The organism is Streptomyces sp. NPDC051677, assembly GCF_044453465.1.
Taxonomy (GTDB): Bacteria; Actinomycetota; Actinomycetes; order Streptomycetales; family Streptomycetaceae; genus Streptomyces.
The window spans coordinates 94775-117628 of sequence record NZ_JBITCT010000006.1 but is presented as its reverse complement, the minus strand read 5'-3'; the positions used below and the strand labels follow the sequence as shown (position 1 = coordinate 117628).

The window sequence follows — 22854 nt, the reverse complement described above, 5'->3', positions numbered from 1 at the left end:
GCCGGCCTCCGCTACCGGGGGGCCGCCGCCAGGAGTTCGTCACGGGAGACGGCGGCACTCCCGGTGGCCGGGACGGTGCACGCGTACGCGCCGGCCGTCACGCCGAACCGAGCGCATCTCAGGGGCGTTTCGCCGCTGAGGCGGCCGTAGAGGAACGCGGCCGCGAAGGCGTCTCCCGCGCCGTTGGAGTCGACCACCGGCGCGGGAGGCGCGACGGCCGGCACGTGGGTCAGCTCGCCCTCGGACAGCAGGTACGCGCCCTCGGCGCCGGCGGTGACGACGACCGCCTCGGCACGGCCGCGCGCGGCGATCCGTCGCATCGTCGCCTCGGGGTCGGTGAGCGCGGCGGCCGAGAGGAAGACGACGTCCGCGGCGAAGGCGAAGGCCTCGTGGTACGGGTTCTCGCCGTCCCAGTTGTGCAGGTCGGTGGAGATGCGGGCGCCCGCCGCGCGCAGCAGCGGCAGGGCGTCGGCGCAGCCGGGGGTGATCGCCACGTGCACATGGCGGCTCGCCGTGGCCAGCGCCCGCAGGGTGTCCTGCGGGAAGCGGTCCTGCGGTCGCCCGCGGCTGGTGTCGTACAGCGACAGCCGCCGCCCGTCCGGGCTCACCAGGTTGACCGCGCGCTTGGTGCCGGCCGGCTGCGGGACGGCGGTGAGGGCGATGCCGTGCTTCTCGTGCAGGGCGCGGACCAGGTCGCCCTCCGGATCGTCGCCCAGGAAGTCGAGGTGGTGGGTGCGCAGGCCGAGGGCGGCGAGACCCAGCGCGACGAAGTCGCCGGTCTGTCCGGCGCGGGTGCGGATCCCGCTGTCGATCATGTAGCTGTCGGCGTACGGGAGCGGCAGCTCCGGTACATGGACGATGGTGTCCACCCCTGCCCCGCCCAGGACCAGGACGTCGATGTCCCTGTCCTCCCTGTTCTGCCTGTTCTGCCCGTAGGCGTCCATGCGCGCTACCCCTCCCCGTGGTCGTACACCGTCACCGCGACGCCCCGCTTCACCAGCCGCTCGCAGACGAGCGGTTCGACCCGGGACCACTTACCACCGGCCAGGCCGCAGCCTATCCGCGGCATGTGCACCGACGCGCCGAGTTCTGTCACGCGGTCGGCCAGACGGGCCAGGGCGGTGTCGATGGCGTCGTAGCGCACCGGGACGCCCTTGCTGCCCGTGCGCACCCCGCGCTGGCCGATCATGTTGGCGACCCATATGTACGGCTCGACCTGGACGAGTTGGAGCGCGCCCAGGCCGAAGTCGTTGGCGGCGCGCTCGCGGTGCCAGGCGCGGTAGGCCGCCTCCGGCTCCGGCCAGCGGCGTGACAGCGCCAGCACGAAGCCCTTCCCCCATCCCCCGAGGTCGTTGCAGACATGGGCGATCACCTTGACGCCTTTCACCGACGGCACGGTGGCGTCCCCCCGGACATACGTGATCTCCGACATGACGCCACCGTAGGCGATGCCACTGACAGTGGCTCCGGCCCCGGCCTGGGACCTGGCTGCGGGCGCGGCTGCGCGCTCCGCCGCCCCGGGTTTCACAGCAGTGGTGTGACAGCGATACTGCTGCACATGACGATCGAGACCGAGGAGCCGGACCTCACGGTCGACGAACTGGCCGCGCGGGCGGGGATCACGGTGCGGACGGTGCGCTTCTACAGCGCCAAGGGGCTTCTGCCCCCGCCCGTCATCGGTCCGCGTCGGGTGGGCCGATACGGTCCCGGGCATCTCGCGCGTCTCGCGCTGATCGAGGAGCTGCAACAGCAGGGCCTGACGCTGGCGGCGATCGAGCGCTACCTGGACCGGCTGCCGCCCCGTCTCGACGCCCATGACCTCGCCGTACACCGGGCCGTGGTCGCCTCCTGGGCGCCGGACGCCGTGGAGACGGTCACCCGGGAGGAGCTCGCACAGAAGGCGGGGCGGGCGCTTCGCGAGGAGGACGTGGAGCGGCTCGTCGCCATGGGCGTCGTACGGCGTGACCAGGACGCGTACGGGGTCGACCTCGGGCTGCTGAGGCTGGGCGTCCGCCTGCTCGACGTACCCCTGTCGCAGGAGGCGATCCTCGCGGCCCGCACCCTCCTCCTCGACCATGCGCGCGCCGCCGCCCACGAACTGTCGCGGCTGCTGCGCGAGGAGGTGCCGGAGCATGACGCGCAGGCGGTGCGGTCGCTGTCGGCGCACATGCAGCCCCTGGTGGTCCAGGCTCTGCTGACGGCCTTCCAGCGGTCGCTCACCTCGGAGCTGCGGGAGTGGCTCGGGGAGCCGCCCGCGGACGGCTCCCCTTGATGAGCCCTGAGGTGCCCTGACTGCCCCTGGCTCAGCGCGCGTCGGTGAAGGTCTCCCCCCGTTCCGCCTTCGCCACCAGCAGCGCCGGCGGGGCGAAGCGGTCGCCGTAGCGTTCGGCGAGCTCACGCGCGCGTGCCACGAACCCGGGCAGTCCGCCCTGGTAGCCGTTGATGTACTGGAGCACTCCGCCGGTCCAGCCGGGGAAGCCGATGCCAAAGAGGGAACCGATGTCAGCGTCCGCGACGGACGTCAGCACGCCCTCTTCGAGGAGCTTGACGGTGTCGAGGGCCTCGGAGAAGAGCATGCGTTCCTGCATGTCCTCGAACGGGATCTCGCTGCCCGCGCGCGTGAAGTGCTCGCGCAGCCCCGGCCAGAGGGCGCCGCGCTTGCCGTCCTCCCCGTACTCGTAGAAGCCCGCTCCCCCACTGCGGCCGGTGCGGCCGAACTCGTCGACCATGCGGTCGACGACGGTCTCGGCGGGGTGCCCGGGCCAGGTGCCGCCCGCCTCCTCCACCGCCCGCTTCGACTCGGCCCGGATCTTCTGCGGGAGGGTGAGCGTCAGGTCGTCCATCAGGGCGAGCACCTTGCCCGGGTAGCCCGCCTGCGCCGCCGCCTGTTCGACGGAGGCGGGCTCGATGCCCTCGCCGACCATGGCGACGCCTTCGTTGATGAAGTGGCCGATCACCCGTGAGGTGAAGAAGCCGCGCGAGTCGTTGACGACGATGGGCGTCTTCCTGATCTGCCGGACCAGGTCGAAGGCGCGCGCGAGCGCCTCGTCGCCGGTGCGCTCGCCCTTGATGATCTCGACGAGGGGCATCTTGTCGACGGGCGAGAAGAAGTGCAGGCCGATGAAGTCGCGCTGGCGCTCGACGCCTTCGGCGAGGACGGTGATGGGGAGGGTGGAGGTGTTGGAGCACAGCAGGGCGTCGGGGGCGACGATCTGCTCGATCTCCTGGAACACCTTGTGCTTCAACGCGGTGTCCTCGAACACGGCCTCGATGACCGCGTCGCAGCCTGCCAGGTCGGCCGGGTCCGCGGTGGGTGTGATCCGGGCGAGCAGCGCGTCCGCCTTCTCCTGCGTGCTGCGGCCCCGGGAGACGGCCTTGGCGCACAGCTTCTCCGAGTAGCCCTTGCCCCGGGCGGCGGCCTCCGCGGAGACGTCCTTCAGGACGACGTCGATGCCGGCGCGAGCGCACGAGTAGGCGATGCCGGCGCCCATCATCCCGGCGCCCAGGACGGCCACCTTGCGGACCGGGCGGGGCTCGATGCCCTGGGGGCGGCTGACTCCGGAGTTGACGGCCTGGAGGTCGAAGAAGAACGCCTGGATCATGTTCTTCGACGTCTGTCCGGCGGCCAGTTCGACGAAGTAGCGGGCCTCGATGACCTGCGCGGTCTCGAAGTCGACCTGGGCGCCCTCGACGGCCGCGGCGAGGATGTTGCGCGGCGCCGGGTAGGGGGCGCCGTTGGTCTCCTTGCGCAGGGAGGCCGGGAAGGCGGGCAGGTTGGCGGCGAACCGGGGGTTGGCGGGAGTGCCGCCGGGGATGCGGTAGCCGGGCCTGTCCCAGGGCTGCTGCGACTCGGGGTTGGCGTCGATGAAGGCGCGGGCCTTGGCGAGGAGCTCGTCGGGGGTGGCGGCGACCTCGTGGATCAGGCCGTGTTCCAGGGCGCGCCGCGGGCTGTACTGGGTGCCCTTGAGGAGGACCTTGAGGAGGGCGTCGGCGATCCCCAGGAGGCGGACGGTGCGCACGACGCCGCCTCCTCCGGGGAGCAGGCCGAGGGTCACCTCGGGACAGCCGATCTTCGAGCCGGGGGCGTCGAGCGCGACCCGGTGGTGGCAGGCGAGCGCGAGCTCGTACCCGCCGCCGAGGGCCGCGCCGTTGAGGGCGGCGACGACCGGCTTGCCGAGGGTCTCGATGCGGCGGAGGTTGCGCTTGATCTCCATTCCGCCGTCGAAGAGCTCCTGGGCGGTCTCGGGGGTGACGCGGATCAGGTCGCGCAGGTCGCCGCCGGCGAAGAAGGTCTTCTTGGCGGAGGTGAAGACGATGCCGCGGATGGAGTCCTTCTCGGCCTCCAGTCGGTCGGTGACGACCGCGAGCGACTCGCGGAACGCCTGGTTCATGGTGTTGGCGGACTGGTTCGGGTCGTCGAGGACGAGGGTGACGAGGCCGGTGCGGTCCTGTTCCCAGCGGATGACGGTGCTCTGTGTCATGACGGGGTCTCCGTAGAAGTCTCTGGCTGCGCTGGGGTGGTCAGACGCGCTCGACGACGGTGGCGATGCCCATGCCGCCGCCCACGCACAGGGTGGCGAGGCCGTAGCGCTTGTCCTGGCGCTCCAGTTCGTCGACGAGCGAGCCGAGGATCATCGCCCCGGTCGCGCCGAGGGGGTGGCCGAGCGCGATCGCGCCGCCGTTGACGTTGACCTTGTCCAGGGACAGGCCCATGTCCCGCGCGAAACGCAGGACGACCGCCGCGAACGCCTCGTTGATCTCGACGAGGTCGATGTCGTCGATGGTCAGGCCGGCCTTCGCGAGGGCCTTGCGGGTGGCGGGCGCGGGCCCGGTGAGCATGATGGTCGGCTCGGAGCCGGAGACGGCGGCGGAGACGATCCGCGCGCGCGGGGTGAGCCCGTACCGCTCGCCGACCTCCTTCGAGCCGATCGCGACCAGGGAGGCGCCGTCGACGATGCCGGAGGAGTTGCCCGCGTGGTGGACGTGGTCGATCTTCTCCACCCAGTGGTACCTCTGCAGGGCCACGGCGTCGAAGCCGCCCAGCTCGCCGATGTCGGCGAAGGACGGCTTCAGCCTGGCGAGGGAGTCGGCGGTGGTGCCGGGGCGCGGGTGCTCGTCGTGGTCGAGGACGACGAGGCCGGCGCGGTCCTTCACCGGGACGACGGACCGGTCGAAGCGGCCCTCCTTCCAGGCCGTCGCCGCCCGCTCCTGGGAGAGCGCCGCGTACTCGTCGACGTCGCGCCGGGAGAAGCCCTCGATCGTGGCGATGAGGTCGGCGCCGATGCCCTGCGGCACGAAGTTGACGGCCAGGTTGGTCATCGGGTCGTTGAACCAGGCGCCGCCGTCCGAGGCCATCGGCACCCGGGACATCGACTCCACGCCGCCCGCGAGGACCAGGTCCTCCCAGCCGGAGCGGACCTTCACGGCGGCCAGGTTGACGGCCTCCAGACCCGAGGCGCAGAAGCGGTTCTCCTGCACGCCCGCCACGGTGTCCGGAAGGCCGGCCGCCAGCGCGGCGATGCGCGCGATGTCGGAGCCCTGGTCGCCCACGGGCCCCACGACGCCGAGCACGATGTCGTCGATCGCGGCGGGGTCGAGGCCGGGGAAGCGGCCGCGGAGTTCGTGGATGAGACCGACGACGAGGTCGATGGGCTTCGTTCCGTGCAGGGCGCCGTCCGCCTTGCCGCGTCCGCGCGGGGTGCGGATCGCGTCGTACACGTACGCTTCGGTGCTCACTGGCAGGCCTTTCGGGAGGGTGGGCCGAGCGGGGCGGGGTCAGTCGCCCTGGTGCGGGAAGTCCTTCTCTGGGGTCACGGAGGTTGCGGGCGTCTTCTCAAGGTCCGTCACGAGCCCCGGTATGTCCCAGTCACGGGCCACCGCGTGCGTGTCGGCGCCCGGTTGCGCCGGTCCGGTCCGGACGGCGGTGGGCGTCGCGGAGAAGCGGGGCGCGGGGGCCGGCTGGGTGATGCCGTCGTGGTCGGTGAAGGTGCCGCGGGCCGCGAGGTGCGGGTGGTGCGGGGCCTCGCGCAGCGACAGCACGGGCGCCACGCACGCGTCGGAGCCCTCGAACAGCGCCGTCCACTCGTCCCGGGTGCGGGTCCTGAAGCGGGCGGCGACGGCCTCACGCAGCTCTCCCCAGCGGGTCCAGTCCTTGCGGGCCTCGCGGAAGTCCCCGAGGCCCAGGAGGTCCACGAACTCGTCGTAGAACTGCGGCTCCAGGGCGCCGACGGCCATGTGCCCGCCGTCGGCGGTCTCGTAGGAGCCGTAGTACGGGCAGCCGCCGTCGAGGAGGTTGGCGGCGCGCCGGTCCTGCCAGCCGCCGGCGGCGAGCATGCCGTGGATCATCGCCGACAGGTGGGCGGCGCCGTCGACGATGGCCGCGTCGACGACCTGGCCGGCGCCGTGCGCGTGCGCGTGGTGCAGCGCGGCGAGGATGCCGACGACGAGGTAGAGGGAGCCGCCGGCGAAGTCGCCGAGCAGGTTGGCGGGGGGCGGCGGCGGTCGGTCGGGGGCGCCGATCATGCCGAGGGCGCCGGTGAGGGCCAGGTAGGTGACGTCGTGGCCCGCGCGGTGGGCGAGGGGACCTTCCTGGCCCCAGCCGGTCATCCGGCCGTAGACCAGCCGGGGGTTGCGGGCGTGGCAGTCCTCGGGTCCGACGCCCAGCCGCTCGGCCACGCCGGGCCGGTTGCCCTCGATGAGCACGTCGGCGCGGGCGGCGAGGTCGAGCACGCGCGCGGGGCCGTCGGGCGCCTTGAGGTCGATGACGACCGAGCGCTTGTTGCGGTTGGTGACGTCGTGGGCGGGGTCGATGGCGAGAGACATCCCGCCGGGGCGGTCCACGCGGACGACGTCGGCGCCGAGGTCGGCCAGGAGCATGCCCGCGAAGGGGCCGGGGCCGATCGAGGCGAGCTCCACCACGCGCACCCCGGCCAGCGGGCCGTGGCCGTCCGTCCGTCCCGTCGTCATCCAGCCCCCTTGCTGTGACACAACCGATGTAACACCAGTGATGTTAAGAACGCGTTCCAGTGGACACAAGAGCCGAGCGAGCAAGCGCTTAGCCACTTTGGGGACACCTGTCGTCGGCCTCCGTACCCCTCACGCTAGCCTCGGCCACCGACAGCGGCGCGGGCTGCACGGCAAAGGGGTGTCATGAGCAGGCTGAAAAGGTCGGACCGTCCGTACGACATCGTGCTCTTCGGGGCCACGGGCTTCGCGGGAACGCTCACCGCGGAGTATCTCGCCGCCCACGCGCCCGCCGGTCTGCACTGGGCGATCGCCGGCCGCGGCGTGGAGAAGCTGGAGCGGCTGCGCGACCGGCTCGGCGTGGACGTCGGGGTGCTGCGGGCCGACGTCTCGGACCCGGCGTCGCTGCGCGCCCTCGCGGAGCACGCGCGCGTGGTGGCCACGACCGTCGGCCCCTATGTGACGCACGGCGAGGAACTCGTCGCCGCCTGCGCGGACACCGGCGCCGACTATCTCGATCTCAGCGGTGAGCCGGAGTTCGTCGACCTGATGTACGTCCGGCACGACGCCCGCGCGCGGGAGACGGGCGCGCGCCTGATCCACGCGTGCGGCTTCGACTCCGTCCCGCACGACCTGGGCGTGTACTTCACCGTCCGGCAGCTGCCGGAGGGCGTGCCGCTGACCGTGGACGGCTTCGTGACCGCGGACGCTGCCTTCTCGGGCGGCACCTTCGCCTCCGCACTGGGCCAGTTCGCGCGCGGCCGGCAGATGATGGCCGCCGCGCGGGAGCGGGGGCGGCACGAGCCACGGCTGATGGGCCGCCGGGCCGGCGCACCGGTGGGCGCGCCCCGGTTCGCCCCGGAGGTCAACGCCTGGGCGCTGCCGCTGCCGACCGTCGACCCGCAGATCGTGCTCCGGTCGGCGCGGGCGCTGCCGCGCTACGGGCCCGACTTCCGCTACCGGCACTACGCCGCCGTACGACGGCTGCCCGTCGCCGTGGGAGCGGTGGCGGCGGTCGGGACGCTCGTCGCGGCGGCCCAACTGCCGCCCGCCCGGCGCTGGCTGTCGGACCGGCTGCAGCCCGGGGAGGGGCCGAGCGCGCAGAAGCGGGCGCGGAGCTGGTTCTCCGTGCGGTTCGTGGGCGAGGGCGGCGGCCGACGAGTGTGCACCGAGGTCTCGGGCGGCGACCCCGGCTACGACGAGACGGCGAAGATGCTCGCCGAGGCGGCGCTGTCCCTGGCCTGCGACGATCTCCCGCCGACGGCAGGGCAGGTCACGACGGCGGTGGCGATGGGCGACACGCTGACCGAGCGGCTGACCCGGGCGGGCATCCGGTTCCGGGTGGCGGCGCGCCGCTGAACGGGCCCTCCAGGGGCCACTGCGCCTACAGGGGCCACTGCACCAGCGTGTAGATCATCCCGACGATCCAGCCCAGCCCCGCCAGGACGGCGAGGATCAGCGCGGCGTTCACGGCACGCTCGACAGGACGGCCGGGGTCGGCGAGGGGCTTGGGAGCACGGTGCGTGGTCATGCGGGCCAGACTGCCGAGCGCGGGGTCGGGCGCACATCCGTACAGATACTCAGACGACGTACTCAGGAGGTGGGTCAGGCGCAGGTCGTCGCCTCCTGAAGCGCCCGCCGGCACAAGGAGTCCGCCCTGCGGGTCGTCTCCGGGAGGCGGAACTCCGGGGTGAGGGCGAGCGTATGGGCGCAGGCGACGTCCAGGGTGACGCGGTGGCCGACGGACACGAAGACCGGCTTCACGGCCGCCCGGGTGCGCAGCGCACGCCCCACTTCGTCGTCGCCCGCCAGCAGCGGGGACGCCGCGCCACGAGCGGCGCCCGGGTCGTCGTACGTGAAGGCGAACGGGTTCTTGGCGACGCCGATCGTGGGCAGGCCGGTGAGGACCCCCAGATGGCTGGCGAGGCCGAAGCGGCGCGGGTGGGCCAGGCCGTAGCCGTCGCAGACGACCAGCCCCGGCGGGCGGGGCAGGCGGTCGAGGGCGGCGAGCACGGTGGGGATCTCGCGGAAGGCGAGCAGTCCGGGCACGTACGGGAAGGAGATCCGCCCGACGGCGGTGGCCTCGGCGACGACTTCGAGGCTCGCCGCGTCGAGCACGACGGCCGCCGCCGCGACGACGTCCCGCTCGTCGTCGTAGGCCACGTCGACCCCCGTGACGTACCCCGTCCCGGGCGGCGGCCCCGGCTCGTCGAGCACCACCCGCGCGCGCAGCTCGTCCTGGACGGCGCGGGCCTCTTCCTCGGTCGCGGGCCAGCCCGCGGGAATGTCTACGGTCGTCATGGTGGGGACGAGCGTACGGCTCCCGGGGCCTGACCCGCGATCGCGTTCCGAGGCGACTGCCGCCTCAGCTCTTGCCGCCGAGCGCGCGCTGCAGCTGACTCTTGTTCATGTCCGAGCGGCCCTTGACGCCGCGCCGCTTGGCCTCCTCGTAGAGCTGGTCGTAGGTGGGCCCCTGGGAGCCCTTGCCGGACCGCTGGCCGCCGCGCCTGCCGGACGACATGTCCTGGGTGGAGGTGCGGCTGGCGGTCTTCGACTCGCCGGACCGGGCGCGCTCCTTGTTGACCGTCCGGGCGGCGATCTCCTCCGCACGGCCGGTGCTCTCGCCCCGGTCCTGCGCGCTCTTCTTGATGTGCTCGTACTGGCGCTCCCGCTTGGGGCTGGAACCGCGTGGCATGGGCGCTCACTCCTTTCGTGTACGCGCCCACCGGGTACCCCGAAAAGCCGTTCAGCCCTCCAGCCGGGCCACGCGCCCCTGTTCGCCGGCGGCCCAGCAGCCGAGGTCGGGGGTGCAGTCCACGGTGTCGTACGAGCCCGTGTCGAGGGTGCGCCAGGTGCGGCCGGCGTCGGTGGTCAGGTCGGTGCCGGTGGGCCCGACCGCGAGGGCGGCGGTGCGGCTGTGCGGGAGCCAGGCGACGCCCGAGCGGTAGGCCGGCGGGGGCGCCGCGGCAGGTCGCCAGGTGCGCCCGGCGTCGCCGGTCGTGGCGGCGGCGAGCGGCGAGGGCTGGTCCGCGCGGTAGTCGCCGCCGACGGCGAGGCCGTGGGCGCGGTCGCGGAAGGCGAGGGCGAAGACACCCCGCGCGGGATCCCCCGCGGGGATGGGGGTGTCGGCGGCCGTCCAGGTCCTCCCCCGGTCGGACGAGTGCAGCACCCGCGCGCGTGCGGCTCCGCCGGTCGCCAGCCAGACGTCGTGGGCCCCGGAGGCGACCAGGCACTGACCACTGGCGGCGAAGCCCGCCTCGCCGTCCTGGGCGGCCGGCATGCCCTCGTTGGGCAGCACCTTCCAGGAGCGGCCGCCGTCGTCGGTCGACAGGATGCGGAACTTGCCGTCGACCGGGTCGCTCATGGCGAGGCCGTGGCGACGGTCGAAGAAGGTCATGCAGTCGTAGAAGGCGTGCGCGTCGGTGTTGCGGAAGGACTCCGTCCAGGTCGTCCCGCCGTCCTCGGTGCGGTAGACGCGCGAGGCCTCGCCCTCGCCGATGGCGAGCACCACGGCGCGGCGCGCGTCGAACGCCTCGATGTCCCGGAACTGCAGGTCGGCCGCGCCGGGCGGCGAGATGTCGCGCCAGCTCTCGCCGCCGTCGGCCGTGCGCAGGACGGTGCCCTGGGTCCCGGCGACCCACGCGGTGCGGCGGTCGACCGCCGCGAGGCCACGGAACCGTACGGCGGTGGCGCCGGTGTCCTTGAGGTCCCAGCGCGGCGCCGCCGGGCCCGGTGTGTGCGCCTGGGCCGGCAGGGCGGTCAGGACGGCGAGCGCCGCCCCGCAGACCGCTGCGGCCGCGCGGCCGCCTCTACGTGCTGTCCGTACCGTGCGTCGCGTGTTCCCCAAGCGCCTCATGGCGGGCGAAGCTAGTCCACGGCTTTCGGTGCCGTCCAGAGGCCCGCGATCATCTCAACCGCCTTATACGGCACGGGAGGAGAGGTGAGTCACTCCCGTGCATGAAAAGCGGTGACCGAGGTCACTCGAAATCAGTGTGCACGGATCGGCCGGTTCCGGCGTCTCTAGCAGTGTCCGGACGCACCGCCCGGAAGTTCGTCCCGCCGTCACGAGGGAGCAAGGCGATGTCCACCGTCATCGAGCAGCCCGTAGAGGCCCGTCTGGTCGCCGCTGCGCCCCGGATGCCGAGCATCCCCGCCACGCTGCACTACGACCGGCACGACCCCTTCGCCGTGCGCATGACCTTCCCCGCCCCGGCCACCCTGGAGGGCGTCGAGGTCTGCTGGACGTTCGCCCGCGACCTGCTCGCCGCCGGCCTGCACGAGGCCGAGGGCCACGGCGACGTCCGGGTCCGCCCCTACGGGTACGACCGTACGGTGCTGGAGTTCCACGCGCCCGAGGGCACCGCCGTCGTGCACGTCCACTCGGCGGAGATCCGCCGCTTCCTGCAGGCCACGAGTGAGCTGGTGCCCGCCGGCACGGAGTACCGGCAGCTCGACCTCGACCACGACCTGGCGGAGCTGATGCGGGACGCCTGCTGAGTCGCTTTTAAATCCTTTGACACCCCTCCCGGGCCCTCCTACGGTGTTCAACGGTTCTGTTGCCGCCGATTGGAGAAGGACGTTGCTCGTCTGAGGTCTTGAGACACCGCGCCACACGTCTTGCGTGTGGATGCCGCGTGCGACCTCGGCCTGCGAGCCGTCCCTGCGGAACGGGACCTTCCCCCTGCCTCCGCGCTCTCCGCTCCCGCGGTGGTCGCCGCCTTCCGGTGTCCCGACACGCGTTGCCCTGACCGCACACGCAACCGCGAGGCCCGCTTTGACTCATTCCATCACCTGTTCCTCCCTCGCCTTCTCCTGGCCCGACGGCACCCCCGTCTTCGAGGGACTCGACGTCGCCTTCGGCCCCGGCCGGACCGGACTGGTCGGCGTCAACGGCTCCGGCAAGTCGACCCTGCTGAAGCTGATCGCCGGAGAACTCGCCCCCGTCGACGGCACCGTGCGCCTCACCGGCGAGGTCGGCCACCTCCCGCAGAACGTCACCCTGGACACCGCTCTCAGGGTCGACGAAGCACTCGGCATCGCCGCACAGCGGGCCGCCCTGCACGCCATCGAGGCCGGCGACGTGTCCGAGGCCCACTTCGAGACCGTCGGCGACGACTGGGACGTCGAGGAGCGGGCCCTGGCCACCCTCGGCGAGCTCGGGCTCGGCCATGTCGACCTGGACCGCACCATCGGCGAGGTGTCGGGCGGCGAGTCCGTCCTGCTGCGGCTGGCCGCCCTGCTGCTGCGCCGCCCCGACGTCCTGCTGCTGGACGAGCCGACCAACAACCTCGACCTGTACGCCCGGCGCCGGCTGTACGCGGCCGTCGCGTCCTGGCCGGGCGTGCTGGTCGTGGTCAGCCACGACCGGGAGCTGCTGGACCTCGTCGACCAGATCGCCGACCTGCGGTCCGGGGAGGTCACCTGGTACGGCGGCAACTTCTCCGCCTACGAGGAGGCCCTGGCCACCGAACAGGAGGCCGCCGAGCGGATGGTACGCGTCGCGGAGGCCGACCTGAAGAGACAGAAACGCGAACTGACCGACGCCCAGATGAAGTTGGCCCGCCGCAAGCGGTACGGACAGAAGATGTTCGACCAGAAACGCGAACCGAAGATCGTCATGGGGGCGCGCAAGCGCGCGGCGCAGGAGTCCGCGGGCAAGCACCGGATCATGCACGAGGAGAGGCTCGCCGAGGCCAGGGAGCGGCTCGACGACGCGGTGGAGGCCGTCCGGGACGACGACGAGATCCGCGTCGACCTGCCGTACACGGCCGTCCCGCCCGGCCGGGACGTCCTCACGCTCATGGACCTGCGGCTCGCGTACGGCGCGCGCGTGGCGGGCGGGTTCGACCTGCGCGGTCCCGAACGGGTGGCGCTGGTCGGGCGCAACGGCGCGGGCAAGACGACGCTGCTGCGCACGATCGCCGGGGAACTGGCGCCCCAGGCCGGCGAGGCGCACGCGCACGTGCCGCTGCGTTTCCTGCCCCAGCGCCTGGACGTCCTCGACGGCGAGCTCACGGTCGCCGAGAACGTGGCCCGGTTCGCGCCGGGCGCCACCAACAACCGGGTCCGGGCCCGGCTGGCCCGCTTCCTGTTCCGGGGCGCCCGCGCCGACCAGAAGGCGGCCACGCTGTCCGGCGGGGAGCGTTTCCGGGCGACCCTGGCGGCCCTGATGCTGGCCGAGCCGGCACCACAGCTGCTGATGCTGGACGAGCCGACCAACAACCTCGACATGGCCAGCGTCCGCCAACTCACCACGGCCCTGGAGTCGTACGAGGGCGCCCTGATCGTGGCCTCCCATGATCTGCCGTTCCTGGAGTCCATCGGCATCACCCGGTGGCTGCTCCTGGACGGAGAACTACGGGAGACAACAGCACAGGAGATGACGAACCCAGCCTAGAAACCGCTCCCCGGAACGGCCTTGGAACCGGGCCTGGGCCAGAGTCTCGCCCCGCGGCCGGCCCACGCCCTCCGCCCGGAACCGGAACCGGACCCGGCGACGGGCTCGGCCCAGCTGGCGGAACGGGGCTCGGCCCGGGACCGGGAACGGCGCTCGGCCCGGGGCTGGGACGGCGCTCGGCCCGGGGCTAGGACGGGGCTCCGCGACGGGCTCGGCCCAGCTCGCGGAACAAGACTCGTCCCCGGCCCCGGAACGGCGCCCGGCCCGAGGCTGGGACGGCGCTGGACCCAGGGGCCGGCCCGGGACTGGGGCGGGGCTCAGGGCCGGACTCGGGGTGGGGGGTTCTTGTGGTGTCAGGAGGGGCACATTGTTACTGCGGGGTTTTGTCCTCGTGGTCCGGCGCTGCATGATGGCTGACCGGCGTCGTCCCGAAGACGCCGGTAGGGCCTGCCCTACGCCGCCGCCGATTCGGAGACCTGGACGTGCCCAGCAAGAAGGCCCTCATCCGCCGCCCCAGCCCGCGCCTCGCCGAAGGCCTGGTGACGCATGTCGAGCGGGAGAAGGTCGACGTGGAGCTCGCCCTGGAGCAGTGGGAGGCGTACGTCGAGGCGCTGCGGACGCACGGCTGGGAGACCGTCGAGGTCGACCCGGCCGACGACTGCCCGGACTCCGTGTTCGTCGAGGACACGGTGGTGATGTACAAGAACGTCGCCCTGATCGCGCGCCCCGGCGCCGAGTCCCGGCGCGAGGAGACCATCGGGGTCGAGGAGGCCGTGGCGCGCCTCGGCTGCTCGGTGAACTGGATCTGGGAGCCGGGCACCCTGGACGGCGGTGACGTCCTCAAGGTCGGCGACACGATCTACGTCGGCCGGGGCGGGCGGACCAACGCGGCCGGCGTCCAGCAGGTGCGGGCCGCCTTCGAACCGCTCGGGGCGCGGGTCGTGGCCGTGCCGGTGAGCAAGGTGCTGCACCTGAAGTCGGCGGTCACGGCGCTGCCCGACGGCACGGTGATCGGGCACATCCCCAAGGTGGACCGTCCTTCGCTGTTCCCGCGTTTCCTGTCGGTGCCCGAGGAGGCCGGCGCGCACGTGGTGCTCCTGGGCGGGCCCCACGTGCTCATCGCGGCCAGCGCACCGAAGACCGCGGACCTGCTCGCCGATCTCGGTCACGAGCCCGTCGTGGTCGACATCAGCGAGTACGAGAAACTCGAGGGCTGTGTGACGTGCCTCTCGGTGCGGCTGCGCGACCTGTACGCCTGAACGGGTGAACGGATCACCTTTTCAGCCCTGGGACCTGCGGATCCCGGGGCCGTTCGGCGTACCCCGAACCGCCCGGCAATACACGGCTGATCAGCGATCTTTACAGCATCCTTAACCTACGGCTTCGTAACCTACGGGTTCGTAGCCTACGATCCCGTAAGTTCCGGCCTCGCTCGCCGGATTGTGCCACTCCGTTTCACGTCCCCCTGGAGTACCCGTGACGATCACCTCCCCTCATCTCGGCAGCCCCGCCGTCTGGACCGACGCCAAGCTGCTGTACGCACTGGAGGAAGTGGTCGAGACCGAACTCAACCGGCACCTGAAGGTCACCAAGGACTGGATGCCGCACGAGTACGTGCCGTGGTCCGACGGCCGTAACTTCCCCGGCTTCTTCGAGGACGGCGAAGCCTGGGACAAGGAGCAGTCCAAGGTCACGGAGATCGGCCGGATCGCGCTGGTCGTGAACCTCCTGACCGAGGACAACCTGCCCAGCTACCACCACGAGATCGCCTCGCTCTTCGGCCGGGACGGCGCCTGGGGCACCTGGGTGCACCGCTGGACGGCCGAGGAAGGCCGGCACGGCATCGTGATGCGCGACTACCTGCTCGCCTCGCGCGCCGTGGACCCGGACAAGCTGGAGCAGTTCCGCATGACCCACATGAGCGAGGGCTTCGAGTCGGACAACCGGCACTCGATGCTGCACTCGGTGGCCTACGTCGCGTTCCAGGAGCTGGCGACCCGCGTCTCGCACCGCAACACCGGCCACCAGTCCGGCGACCCGGTCTGCGACCGCATGCTGGCGCGCATCGCGACCGACGAGAACCTGCACATGGTCTTCTACCGCAACCTGCTGAAGGCCGCCTTCGAGCTCGCCCCCGACCTCACCATGCAGGCGGTGCGGGACGTCATCGTGAACTTCCGCATGCCCGGCCACGGCATGCCCGGCTTCGAGCGGTTCGCCGCGCAGATGGCCATCGGCGAGGTCTACAACATGCGCATCCACCACGACGACGTCATCCAGCCCGTGCTGCGCTTCCTGAAGGTCATGGACATCGACGGCCTCGGCCCCGAGGGGCAGCGGGCGCAGGAGGAGATCGGCCTGTACATGAGCGGCCTCGACGCCGAGGCGCTGAAGTTCGACGAGAAGCTGGCCGCGCGCAAGGCCCGCATGGCGGCCCGCGCCGCGGGCTGACCGCCCCCCGTCTCACGAACGGCTCGCGAAGGGAAGCGATTCCCGGCGCGGGCCGTTCGCGCTGTCCGGACACAGCGGCGGCGTCTCGACTCGGCGGCGTCGCGACTCGGCGGTGTCGCGACTCGGCGGCGTCCGGTCAGGCCGCGCGGCAGAGCACCGCCCGACTGTCAGGCGCCGCGGTCCGGGCCACGGTCGTCCGGACGGGACGGGCGGTGCGGACGGCGCCCGCGGCCTGCGAGCGGGTGCGCGCGAAGACGACGAGGCGCAGCACCGCGAACCGCGCGACACCGGCGAGCGCGGAGGCGGACAGGTAGACGATCTGTTCGAGCACCGCGCCGGGCGCCGCCACCAGTAGCTGCAGGACGAGCATCGCCACGCAGGTCACCGCATACGCGGCCACCGCGGACCCGGCCGACTGCGCATGCTGTCGCCAGGTCGCGCGACCGCCCGCGCCGAAGGTGAAACGGGCGTGCAGCTCGGTGGCGAGGAGCGTGGAAACCGCGGTGATCAGGGCGTTGGCCAGCACCCAGGGAACCCACGAGGCGAGGGCCGCCACGGCGAAGCTGGAGGCGAGCCCGACTCCGCCGCCGCAGAGCACGAAGCGGGCGAAGGCGGTGAAGGCGGCGGGCGCCGCCGACTGCCGGTTCCGCGCCGTCTCCATGATCCACTCCCCTTGATCGCTCACTCCGCCGACCGTGCGCCCCTCGACCTGCGAGGCCCCCGCCCCATCGTTTCCCATGACGGAAAAGCTACGTTGCATTCACACATCAGGCAACGCATTTGTTGCGCACCGTTGACATACATGCAGCTCAAGGAAGGTAAATCGTTGCAATGGATATGTGACTAACGCAACGGATCAGACCCTGGCCGTTGCAATGGATGGGAGATGAACGCTACCGCGGAGAATGACGGCCCCCGGATCCTAACCGCACCCCCGCGACGCGGTCTCTCGGATTTAAGGGGCAGTGCAAGGTACGGGTCAGTGCGCCGTGCGCCTGATCTGCAGGCGCTCCTTCTCGGACAGGCCGCCCCAGACGCCGAAGCGTTCGTCGTTGGCCAGGGCGTAGTCGAGGCAGGCGGTCCGCATCTCGCACATGCCGCAGATGCGCTTCGCCTCCCGCACGGAACTGCCGGGCTCGGGGAAGAAGAAGTCCGCCCCGGTCTGCGCGCACAGCGCTTCCCGCTGCCAGGCGAGGTCGGGTGTGGGAATCGTGTCGGTGTACATGGCGAGAATCGTGCCCCGCGGCGACAAACGTTCCATCAACGCCGCATATACGCGCCGCGGCACGACCTCGGCCGCCCCGATGATGTCCCGGCGACGGCCACGACGCACGGCGGCGCGCGGAACACGCGGCACGCTCGCACCACGCGCGCGATTGTCAGTGGGCGGTGCCAGACTCGGCAGTGCAGAGGACGGGACCCCCTTCGAGGAGGGCAATGATGCTCACCACCCGTTTCGTCAACGGCGCCCCCAACTGGATCGACGTCGGCACGTCCGACATCGACGGCGCCACCTCCTTCTACGGCGCGCTCTTCGGCTGGCGATTCCAGTCGGCGGGACCCGACGCCGGCGGCTACGGCTTCTTCCAGTTGGACGGGAAGACCGTGGCGGGCGGCGTGCAGACGACGCCCGAGCAGGGCCCGCCGTCGTGGACGGTGTACTTCCAGACACCGGACGCGGAGTCCACGGCCAAGGCTGCCGAACAGGCCCACGGCAGGGTGTTCTTCCCGCCGATGGACGTGATGGGCCAGGGCACGATGGCGGTCCTCGCCGACCAGGCGGGCGTGCCGTTCGGCCTCTGGCAGCCGGCGCTGACCAAGGGCGTGGACGTGGCGAACGAACCGGGCTCCCTGTGCTGGGTCGAGCTGTACACGCCGGACATCGCCGCAGCGGCCGCCTTCTACAACATGACGCTGGGTCTGGAGACCTCGGCCGTCCCCTTCCCAGGCGGCACGTACACCTGCGTCAATCCCGCCGGCGCCGGGGAGGAGGCGATGTTCGGCGGGATCGTCCCGATGGCCGACGATCCGACGGAGGCCGAGTCGGCGCCGTACTGGCTGCCGTACTTCGAGGTCACCGATGTGGACGCGGTCGTCGCCAAGGCGGAGGAACGGGGCGGCGGGACGCGGATGCCCGCCGCGGACGTCCAGGGCGTCGGCCGTATCGCCAAACTCGCCGACCCGTACGGCGCCCGCTTCGCGGTGATCAAGAGCGTGTCGCAGGAGACGTGAGGCGGCGAGGGACGGACGGACCGGGCTACGCCGAAGTGCGGCGCACCATCGTGGTCGGCAGGATCACGCCGCCCGTTTCGTCGTCGGCGGTGTGCCGGTCGAGGCGGCGCAGCAGGAGGCGGGCCATGATCCGGCCCATCTCCTCTATGTCCTGACGGACCGTCGTCAGCGGGGGGTCGGTCTGTTCGGCGACGGGCAGCATGTCGTCGAAGCCGACCACCGCGACGTCCTCCGGCACGCGCCGTCCGCTCTCGCGCAGGACGCGCACAGCGCCTGCGGCGGTGAGGTCGTTGGCGGCGAACACGGCGTCGACGTCGGGGCAGCGGTCGAGGAGTTCGCGCATGGCCCGCTCGCCGCCGCCGGGGGTGAAGTCGCCCTCGACGACGAGCCGCGGGTCGCCGTCGCCCATGACCTCCCGGTACCCGTCGAGCCGGTCCGCCGCGGACGTCTGGTCGAGGGGGCCGGTGAGGTGCGCGATCCGGGTGCGGCCGAGGGCGGCCAGGAGGCGTACGGCCTCCCGGGCGCCGCCGCGGTTGTCGCTGTCGACGTACACCACGTCCCGTGTGCCGTCGCTCCAGCCGGGCCGGCCGCCGAACACGGTCGGGACGCCGGCGCCCTGGATCAGGCCGGGGAGCGGGTCGTCGAGGTGCAGGGAGAAGACCAGCGCCCCGTCGACATGGCCGCCGGCGAGGTAGCGGGCGACCCGGGCGTGGTCGTCGCGGCCCTCGGTGAGCAGCAGTACGAGCTGGTTGTCGTGGGCCGTCAACTCCTTGCTGATACCGCGGAGTTGGAGGGCGAAGAAGGGGTCGGCGAAGACCCGGGTCTCCGGTTCGGCGATGACGACGGCGACGGCGTCGTGCCGCTTCGTCACCAAACTGCGCGCGGCCTGGTTGGGGACGTACCCGAGCTCCTCCACAGCCCGCCGGACCCGCTCGACGAGCGGTTCCCGGACGCCGTCCCCGCCGTTGACGACCCGTGACACGGTCGCCCGGGAGACCCCGGCCCGCGCGGCCACGGCCTCCAGCGTGGGACGCGACACTGTCTCGGTCACTTCGGAGCTCCTCCTGGCCGGCTGCCGATCAGGATAGCTCCGGGCGAGCACGGTGAGAGCGCTCTCGCCGCCGGGCGTCAGTGCTGGTGCGGCTCATGCGGCTCATGCGGCTCGTACCCCGGGATCGTGCCGTCGGGCTTCTTCACCAGGAACAGTCCGACCATCCCCATGTCGGAGTGGCTCTGCACATGGCAGTGGTACATCCACGCCCCGGCGCCCACCCCCTCCCCCGCGAGCACCTGGAAGCCGAAGGAGTCGGCCGGGCCCACGATCTTGTTGTCGATGACCTGACTGGGGTCGTCGGGGCCGGTGAGCATGCCGGTGCGGTTGTCGGCCCAGCGGTGACCGTGCAGGTGGAAGGTGTGGTAGTACTCGCCGTGCGTGATCATCACGAACTCGACCCGATCGCCCACCGTCGCCTCGAAGTCGGGGCCCTGGTGGCCCGAGTGGGCGGACCTGTTGTTGATCGTCATGTCGTTGAAGACGATCGTGTGGGTCACGTCGGGCAGGACGTCGCCCTTGCGCCGGACGATCACCGGCCCGTACAGGCCCTTGCGGATGCCGCCCGTGCCGTGTTCCGTGCCGACGACGTGGTCGTGGTAGTGCCAGTAGCCCGCGCTGCCCGCCCGCCAGGTGCCGTCGGCGCGGCGGCCGGGGGCGTGGGTGCGCCAGGTGTAGGTGCGGGTGCCGCCGGGTTCGACGTCACTGCTGTTCAACTTCGTTCCGTCGCTGGACACTTCGTAGTCCAGCCCGTGGACGTGCAGACTCACCGCCACGTCCAGGGTGTTCTCGAACTCGATGTGGACGGTGTCGCCCTCGTTGAGTTCGATGAGCGGCCCGGGGATGGTCGCCTTGCCCTTCTCGAAGCCGTAGCCGAACTGCCCGTCGGCGAGCTTCTCGGCGTACAGCTTGAGATGTCTGACCGTTCCCCCCGGCGGCGCGATCCTCGCCGGCTGATCGGCGCTCACCGCCTCCGGCCCCAGGGACAACGATGTCGCGACGGCGGCGCCGCCCAGCAGCACCCGGCGGTTGAACCCGCGTCTGTCCATGCCGAACTCCCCACCCTGGTACGGAATTTGCGACGATGAAGAAGACGTGCCTGTGATGAACCTGTGAGACGGTACCGGTCGTTCCGTTGTTTCTCCACACCCAGGACAAAGTTCGTGCCATTGCGGTCATAGGTATTGGCGAGTCACGCAAAGCGGTCTAGCTTCCTTGGCGCTGTCGCTGTGACCGAGGAGGCGCCCATGCACTTACGAGGGTTGAGCACGAAAAGACGAATCCGGGTGACGACCGTGGCGTGCGGGACGCTCGTCGCCGGCCTGCTGTCCGCGCCCGCCGCGGACGCGCGCCCGGCCCCGGATCCACCCCTGACAACGATGTCCGTGAAGTCGCCGCCGGGCGGCGCGAACGTACGTGTGCTGATCTTCCACGGGTCGGCCGCGGCCGGGGACGAGTCCCCGGTCGTGAACGCCGGTATCGAGGCCATCGAGCGGATCGGTCTGTCCGGTCCGGCGGACCAGCGGTTCGCGGTCGAGGCCACCGACGACGCTTCGGTGTTCACCGACGGTACGGAACTGGGCCGTTACAACGCGGTCGTGTTCCTGACCGGCGGCGGTGATGTCCTCGACCCGGAGCAGGAGGCGGGCCTGGAGGCCTACATGGAGGCCGGCGGCGGGTTCGTCGGCCTCCACGACGCGGCCCGCGCGGAGCCGTACTCGGACTGGTTCACCGGTCTGATCGGCGCCCGCCCGGCCGCGTCGAGTCCGACGGCCGTGCAACGGGCGACCGTTGAGGTCGGCGATCGGCGGCATCCGGCCACCAAGGAGCTGCCGCTGGAGTGGAAACGCCCGGACCTGTGGCCGAACTGGGTGAAGAACCCGTCCGGCGACGTGCACACCGTGGCCCGGGTGCGCGAGTCGACGTACCAGCCGGGCGCGAGCGCCAACGGCGCGGACCACCCCGTCAGTTGGTGCCGGGACTACGACGGCGGGCGCTCGTTCTACACGGGCATGGGCGGCACGGTGTCGTCGTACGACGAGGTCGACTTCCGTGCGCATCTGCGCGGTGCGCTGCTGTGGACGACCCGGCTGGTGCAGGCGGACTGCAAGGCGACCATCACCGGGAACTACAAGGCGGAGCGGCTGACCCAGCCCAACCAGCCCGGGCAGAACGACCAGATCGGCGAACCGCACGGCCTGGTCACCGCGCCGGACGGCCGCGTTCTCTACATCGGGCGGGGCGGCGCCGACTCCTCCCAGCCCGTGATCACCGACTGGAACAACCCGAACGTCGGCAAGGGCAAGGGCCAGATCCACGTCTACGACCCGGCGACCAAGAAGGTCACTCTGGCCGGGGAGTTGACGGTCTTCGGCAACAAGGGCGGGGGCGACGAGCTCATCAAGGTCGAGGAAGGACTCCTCGGCATCGAGCTCGACCCGCGGTTCGAGCAGAACGGCTGGGTGTACCTGCACTACACGCCCCACTCGGGCGTCAACCGTGACACCCGGACGGCCGAGCGGCGCGTCTCCCGCTTCACGCTCGACCTCGCCACGAACCGGCTCGACCTGAACAGCGAGAAGGTGCTGCTCAAGTGGCCGGTACAGGTGCACAGTTGCTGTCACGCCGGGGGCGGGATGTCCTGGGACTCCAAGGGCAACCTGTACATCGCCACCGGTGACAACAACTCCAGTGGCTTCAGCGACGGTTACTCCGGAAACAACCCGCAACCGAACTTCAAGGGTGTTTCCTTCGCCGACGCGCGCCGCACCGCCGGAAACACCAACAACCTCAACGGAAAGATCCTGCGCATCCACCCGGAGGCCGACGGCACCTACACGCTCCCGACGGGGAACCTCTTCACGGGCCGGGAGACCGACGAGGGCGGCGGCAAGACGCGCGGCGAGATCTATGTGATGGGCGTCCGCAACCCCGCGCGGATCTTCGTCGACCGCACGACCGACATCCTGTACGCGGGCTGGGTCGGTCCGGACGCCGGCGACCCGTCGACGACATGGGGGCCGGCGAAGTACGACACGTTCGCCGTCATCACCCAGGCGAGCAACCGGGGTTGGCCGTACTGCATGGGCAACAAACAGCCCTACCGGGACCGCAACCTGCCCGATCCCTCGAAGCCGCTGGGCTGGTACGACTGCGACCACCCGAAGAACGAGTCGCCGAACAACGACGGACTGGTCAATCTGCCGCCAGTCACCGGGAACAACATCTGGTACTCGCCCCAGGGCGGCGCACCCGACTACCCGCGCGACGCGAACGGCGTCCCCTCGTACCGCAAGGACCAGGCGACCTACCGGCTGCCGTGGCTCAAGGGCGGCGGGCAGGCCGCGATGAACGGGCCCGTCTACCGTTACGACGCCACGAGCGCTAGCGCGGCCAAGTGGCCCGCGTACTGGGACGGCAAGTGGTTCGTCGGCGACTTCTACGACGCCGACCAGCCGCGCAACGCGGTGGTCATGGACCCCAGGACGCAAGGGTCGGGCGGTCTGCCGGTGCACTCGGAGTCGCTGAAGAAGATCGTGCCCGTCGGCAACGACGGCATCAAGAACCTCATGGACTGGAAGTTCGGTCCGGACGGCGTCCTGTACGTCCTCGACTACGGCCGCGGCTTCTTCACCTCGGACGCCAAGTCGGCGCTGTGGCGGGTCACTTACACCGGCGGCGGTCCGACACCGGCTGCCGGCGAACTGGCGAGGGGGGCGCAGTGACACGGCGAGCACCGCACCGAAGAGTCTGGGCGGCC

At 71.6% G+C, this 22854-nt stretch carries 21 protein-coding genes; 8 read left to right on the top strand and 13 right to left on the bottom strand.

The features are described from left to right. Positions 1-11: 11 nt before the first annotated feature. Positions 12-944, bottom strand: coding sequence for a PfkB family carbohydrate kinase (locus tag ACIBAF_RS09090; RefSeq protein ID WP_399462496.1), 933 nt, complete (start codon positions 942-944; stop codon positions 12-14). Between the two features lie 5 nt (positions 945-949). Continuing rightward, the gene (locus ACIBAF_RS09085) at positions 950-1432 is read right to left on the bottom strand and encodes a macro domain-containing protein (protein WP_399462495.1); all 483 of its coding nucleotides are present in this window, start codon (positions 1430-1432) and stop codon (positions 950-952) included. 126 nt (positions 1433-1558) lie between these two features. Between ACIBAF_RS09085 and ACIBAF_RS09080 the strand changes: the two genes are divergently transcribed. Continuing rightward, positions 1559-2272 (top strand): MerR family transcriptional regulator, encoded by a 714-nt coding sequence (locus ACIBAF_RS09080; RefSeq protein ID WP_399462494.1) that lies wholly within the window; start codon positions 1559-1561, stop codon positions 2270-2272. A 31-nt stretch (positions 2273-2303) separates the two neighbouring features. Here the strand turns inward: ACIBAF_RS09080 and ACIBAF_RS09075 are convergent, their stop codons facing one another. The 3 genes from ACIBAF_RS09075 to ACIBAF_RS09065 are packed head-to-tail and all read right to left on the bottom strand — an operon-like array spanning position 2304 to position 6966. Next, positions 2304-4481 carry a 3-hydroxyacyl-CoA dehydrogenase NAD-binding domain-containing protein gene (locus tag ACIBAF_RS09075; protein ID WP_399462493.1) on the bottom strand — a complete coding sequence of 726 codons (2178 nt, stop codon included), beginning with the start codon at positions 4479-4481 and terminating at the stop codon, positions 2304-2306. Positions 4482-4521: 40 nt separating this feature from the next. Continuing rightward, a complete protein-coding gene (locus ACIBAF_RS09070; RefSeq protein WP_399462492.1) occupies positions 4522-5736 on the bottom strand; it encodes an acetyl-CoA C-acetyltransferase in 1215 nt (404 codons plus the stop codon). A gap of 39 nt (positions 5737-5775) precedes the next feature. Continuing rightward, positions 5776-6966 (bottom strand): CaiB/BaiF CoA transferase family protein, encoded by a 1191-nt coding sequence (locus ACIBAF_RS09065; RefSeq protein WP_399462491.1) that lies wholly within the window; start codon positions 6964-6966, stop codon positions 5776-5778. A 183-nt stretch (positions 6967-7149) separates the two neighbouring features. On the opposite strand from ACIBAF_RS09065, the gene ACIBAF_RS09060 reads away from it, so the two are divergent. Continuing rightward, the gene (locus tag ACIBAF_RS09060; RefSeq protein ID WP_399462490.1) at positions 7150-8322 is read left to right on the top strand and encodes a saccharopine dehydrogenase family protein; all 1173 of its coding nucleotides are present in this window, start codon (positions 7150-7152) and stop codon (positions 8320-8322) included. 25 nt (positions 8323-8347) lie between these two features. On the opposite strand, the gene mmpA is transcribed toward ACIBAF_RS09060, so the two are convergent. The 4 genes from mmpA to ACIBAF_RS09040 all read right to left on the bottom strand — a co-directional run bounded on the left by mmpA (position 8348) and on the right by ACIBAF_RS09040 (position 10819). Next, positions 8348-8494, bottom strand: coding sequence for a morphogenic membrane protein MmpA (mmpA, locus tag ACIBAF_RS09055; RefSeq protein WP_099935490.1), 147 nt, complete (start codon positions 8492-8494; stop codon positions 8348-8350). A gap of 74 nt (positions 8495-8568) precedes the next feature. Next, on the bottom strand, positions 8569-9264 hold the full coding sequence (locus tag ACIBAF_RS09050) for an endonuclease V (protein ID WP_399462489.1): 696 nt from the start codon (positions 9262-9264) through the stop codon (positions 8569-8571). 64 nt (positions 9265-9328) lie between these two features. Next, on the bottom strand, positions 9329-9658 hold the full coding sequence (locus ACIBAF_RS09045) for a plasmid stabilization protein (protein ID WP_079658294.1): 330 nt from the start codon (positions 9656-9658) through the stop codon (positions 9329-9331). A gap of 51 nt (positions 9659-9709) precedes the next feature. Further along, positions 9710-10819 (bottom strand): WD40/YVTN/BNR-like repeat-containing protein, encoded by a 1110-nt coding sequence (locus tag ACIBAF_RS09040; protein WP_399462488.1) that lies wholly within the window; start codon positions 10817-10819, stop codon positions 9710-9712. A gap of 224 nt (positions 10820-11043) precedes the next feature. Between ACIBAF_RS09040 and ACIBAF_RS09035 the strand changes: the two genes are divergently transcribed. The 4 genes from ACIBAF_RS09035 to ACIBAF_RS09020 all read left to right on the top strand — a co-directional run bounded on the left by ACIBAF_RS09035 (position 11044) and on the right by ACIBAF_RS09020 (position 15811). Further along, positions 11044-11460 (top strand): SsgA family sporulation/cell division regulator, encoded by a 417-nt coding sequence (locus ACIBAF_RS09035; protein ID WP_399462487.1) that lies wholly within the window; start codon positions 11044-11046, stop codon positions 11458-11460. Positions 11461-11737: 277 nt separating this feature from the next. Further along, positions 11738-13360 carry an ABC-F family ATP-binding cassette domain-containing protein gene (locus tag ACIBAF_RS09030; protein ID WP_399462486.1) on the top strand — a complete coding sequence of 541 codons (1623 nt, stop codon included), beginning with the start codon at positions 11738-11740 and terminating at the stop codon, positions 13358-13360. Positions 13361-13842: 482 nt separating this feature from the next. Then, entirely contained in the window at positions 13843-14619 is a 777-nt protein-coding gene (ddaH, locus tag ACIBAF_RS09025) for a dimethylargininase (protein ID WP_399462485.1), read from the top strand. Between the two features lie 217 nt (positions 14620-14836). Next, on the top strand, positions 14837-15811 hold the full coding sequence (locus tag ACIBAF_RS09020) for an acyl-ACP desaturase (protein ID WP_399462484.1): 975 nt from the start codon (positions 14837-14839) through the stop codon (positions 15809-15811). A 136-nt stretch (positions 15812-15947) separates the two neighbouring features. On the opposite strand, the gene ACIBAF_RS09015 is transcribed toward ACIBAF_RS09020, so the two are convergent. Further along, positions 15948-16472, bottom strand: coding sequence for a hypothetical protein (locus tag ACIBAF_RS09015; RefSeq protein ID WP_399462651.1), 525 nt, complete (start codon positions 16470-16472; stop codon positions 15948-15950). Positions 16473-16790: 318 nt separating this feature from the next. Further along, a complete protein-coding gene (locus tag ACIBAF_RS09010; RefSeq protein WP_173877647.1) occupies positions 16791-17036 on the bottom strand; it encodes a WhiB family transcriptional regulator in 246 nt (81 codons plus the stop codon). Between the two features lie 215 nt (positions 17037-17251). Here ACIBAF_RS09010 and ACIBAF_RS09005 point away from each other — a divergent pair, with 215 nt between their 5' ends. After that, a complete protein-coding gene (locus tag ACIBAF_RS09005; RefSeq protein WP_399462650.1) occupies positions 17252-18043 on the top strand; it encodes a VOC family protein in 792 nt (263 codons plus the stop codon). Positions 18044-18068: 25 nt separating this feature from the next. Here ACIBAF_RS09005 and ACIBAF_RS09000 read toward each other — a convergent pair whose 3' ends face one another. Both ACIBAF_RS09000 and ACIBAF_RS08995 read right to left on the bottom strand, forming a co-directional pair. Beyond that, positions 18069-19094: a LacI family DNA-binding transcriptional regulator gene (locus ACIBAF_RS09000; protein WP_399462483.1), complete on the bottom strand. Its 1026-nt coding sequence runs from the start codon at positions 19092-19094 to the stop codon at positions 18069-18071. Between the two features lie 77 nt (positions 19095-19171). After that, positions 19172-20143: a multicopper oxidase domain-containing protein gene (locus ACIBAF_RS08995; protein WP_399462482.1), complete on the bottom strand. Its 972-nt coding sequence runs from the start codon at positions 20141-20143 to the stop codon at positions 19172-19174. A 198-nt stretch (positions 20144-20341) separates the two neighbouring features. Between ACIBAF_RS08995 and ACIBAF_RS08990 the strand changes: the two genes are divergently transcribed. Continuing rightward, positions 20342-22819 (top strand): ThuA domain-containing protein, encoded by a 2478-nt coding sequence (locus ACIBAF_RS08990; RefSeq protein ID WP_399462481.1) that lies wholly within the window; start codon positions 20342-20344, stop codon positions 22817-22819. Positions 22820-22854: the final 35 nt, after the last annotated feature.

Excerpts from the sequence above, each read along its gene's own strand:
- ACIBAF_RS09090 (WP_399462496.1), bottom strand. The coding sequence starts at position 944 with ATGGACGCCTACGGGCAGAACAGGCAGAACAGGGAGGACAGGGACATC.
- ACIBAF_RS09085 (WP_399462495.1), bottom strand. The coding sequence starts at position 1,432 with ATGTCGGAGATCACGTATGTCCGGGGGGACGCCACCGTGCCGTCGGTG.
- ACIBAF_RS09080 (WP_399462494.1), top strand. The coding sequence starts at position 1,559 with ATGACGATCGAGACCGAGGAGCCGGACCTCACGGTCGACGAACTGGCC.
- ACIBAF_RS09075 (WP_399462493.1), bottom strand. The coding sequence starts at position 4,481 with ATGACACAGAGCACCGTCATCCGCTGGGAACAGGACCGCACCGGCCTC.
- ACIBAF_RS09065 (WP_399462491.1), bottom strand. The coding sequence starts at position 6,966 with ATGACGACGGGACGGACGGACGGCCACGGCCCGCTGGCCGGGGTGCGC.
- ACIBAF_RS09060 (WP_399462490.1), top strand. The coding sequence starts at position 7,150 with ATGAGCAGGCTGAAAAGGTCGGACCGTCCGTACGACATCGTGCTCTTC.
- mmpA (WP_099935490.1), bottom strand. The coding sequence starts at position 8,494 with ATGACCACGCACCGTGCTCCCAAGCCCCTCGCCGACCCCGGCCGTCCT.
- ACIBAF_RS09050 (WP_399462489.1), bottom strand. The coding sequence starts at position 9,264 with ATGACGACCGTAGACATTCCCGCGGGCTGGCCCGCGACCGAGGAAGAG.
- ACIBAF_RS09045 (WP_079658294.1), bottom strand. The coding sequence starts at position 9,658 with ATGCCACGCGGTTCCAGCCCCAAGCGGGAGCGCCAGTACGAGCACATC.
- ACIBAF_RS09040 (WP_399462488.1), bottom strand. The coding sequence starts at position 10,819 with ATGAGGCGCTTGGGGAACACGCGACGCACGGTACGGACAGCACGTAGA.
- ACIBAF_RS09035 (WP_399462487.1), top strand. The coding sequence starts at position 11,044 with ATGTCCACCGTCATCGAGCAGCCCGTAGAGGCCCGTCTGGTCGCCGCT.
- ACIBAF_RS09015 (WP_399462651.1), bottom strand. The coding sequence starts at position 16,472 with ATGGAGACGGCGCGGAACCGGCAGTCGGCGGCGCCCGCCGCCTTCACC.
- ACIBAF_RS09010 (WP_173877647.1), bottom strand. The coding sequence starts at position 17,036 with ATGTACACCGACACGATTCCCACACCCGACCTCGCCTGGCAGCGGGAA.
- ACIBAF_RS09005 (WP_399462650.1), top strand. The coding sequence starts at position 17,252 with ATGCTCACCACCCGTTTCGTCAACGGCGCCCCCAACTGGATCGACGTC.
- ACIBAF_RS08995 (WP_399462482.1), bottom strand. The coding sequence starts at position 20,143 with ATGGACAGACGCGGGTTCAACCGCCGGGTGCTGCTGGGCGGCGCCGCC.
- ACIBAF_RS08990 (WP_399462481.1), top strand. The coding sequence starts at position 20,342 with ATGCACTTACGAGGGTTGAGCACGAAAAGACGAATCCGGGTGACGACC.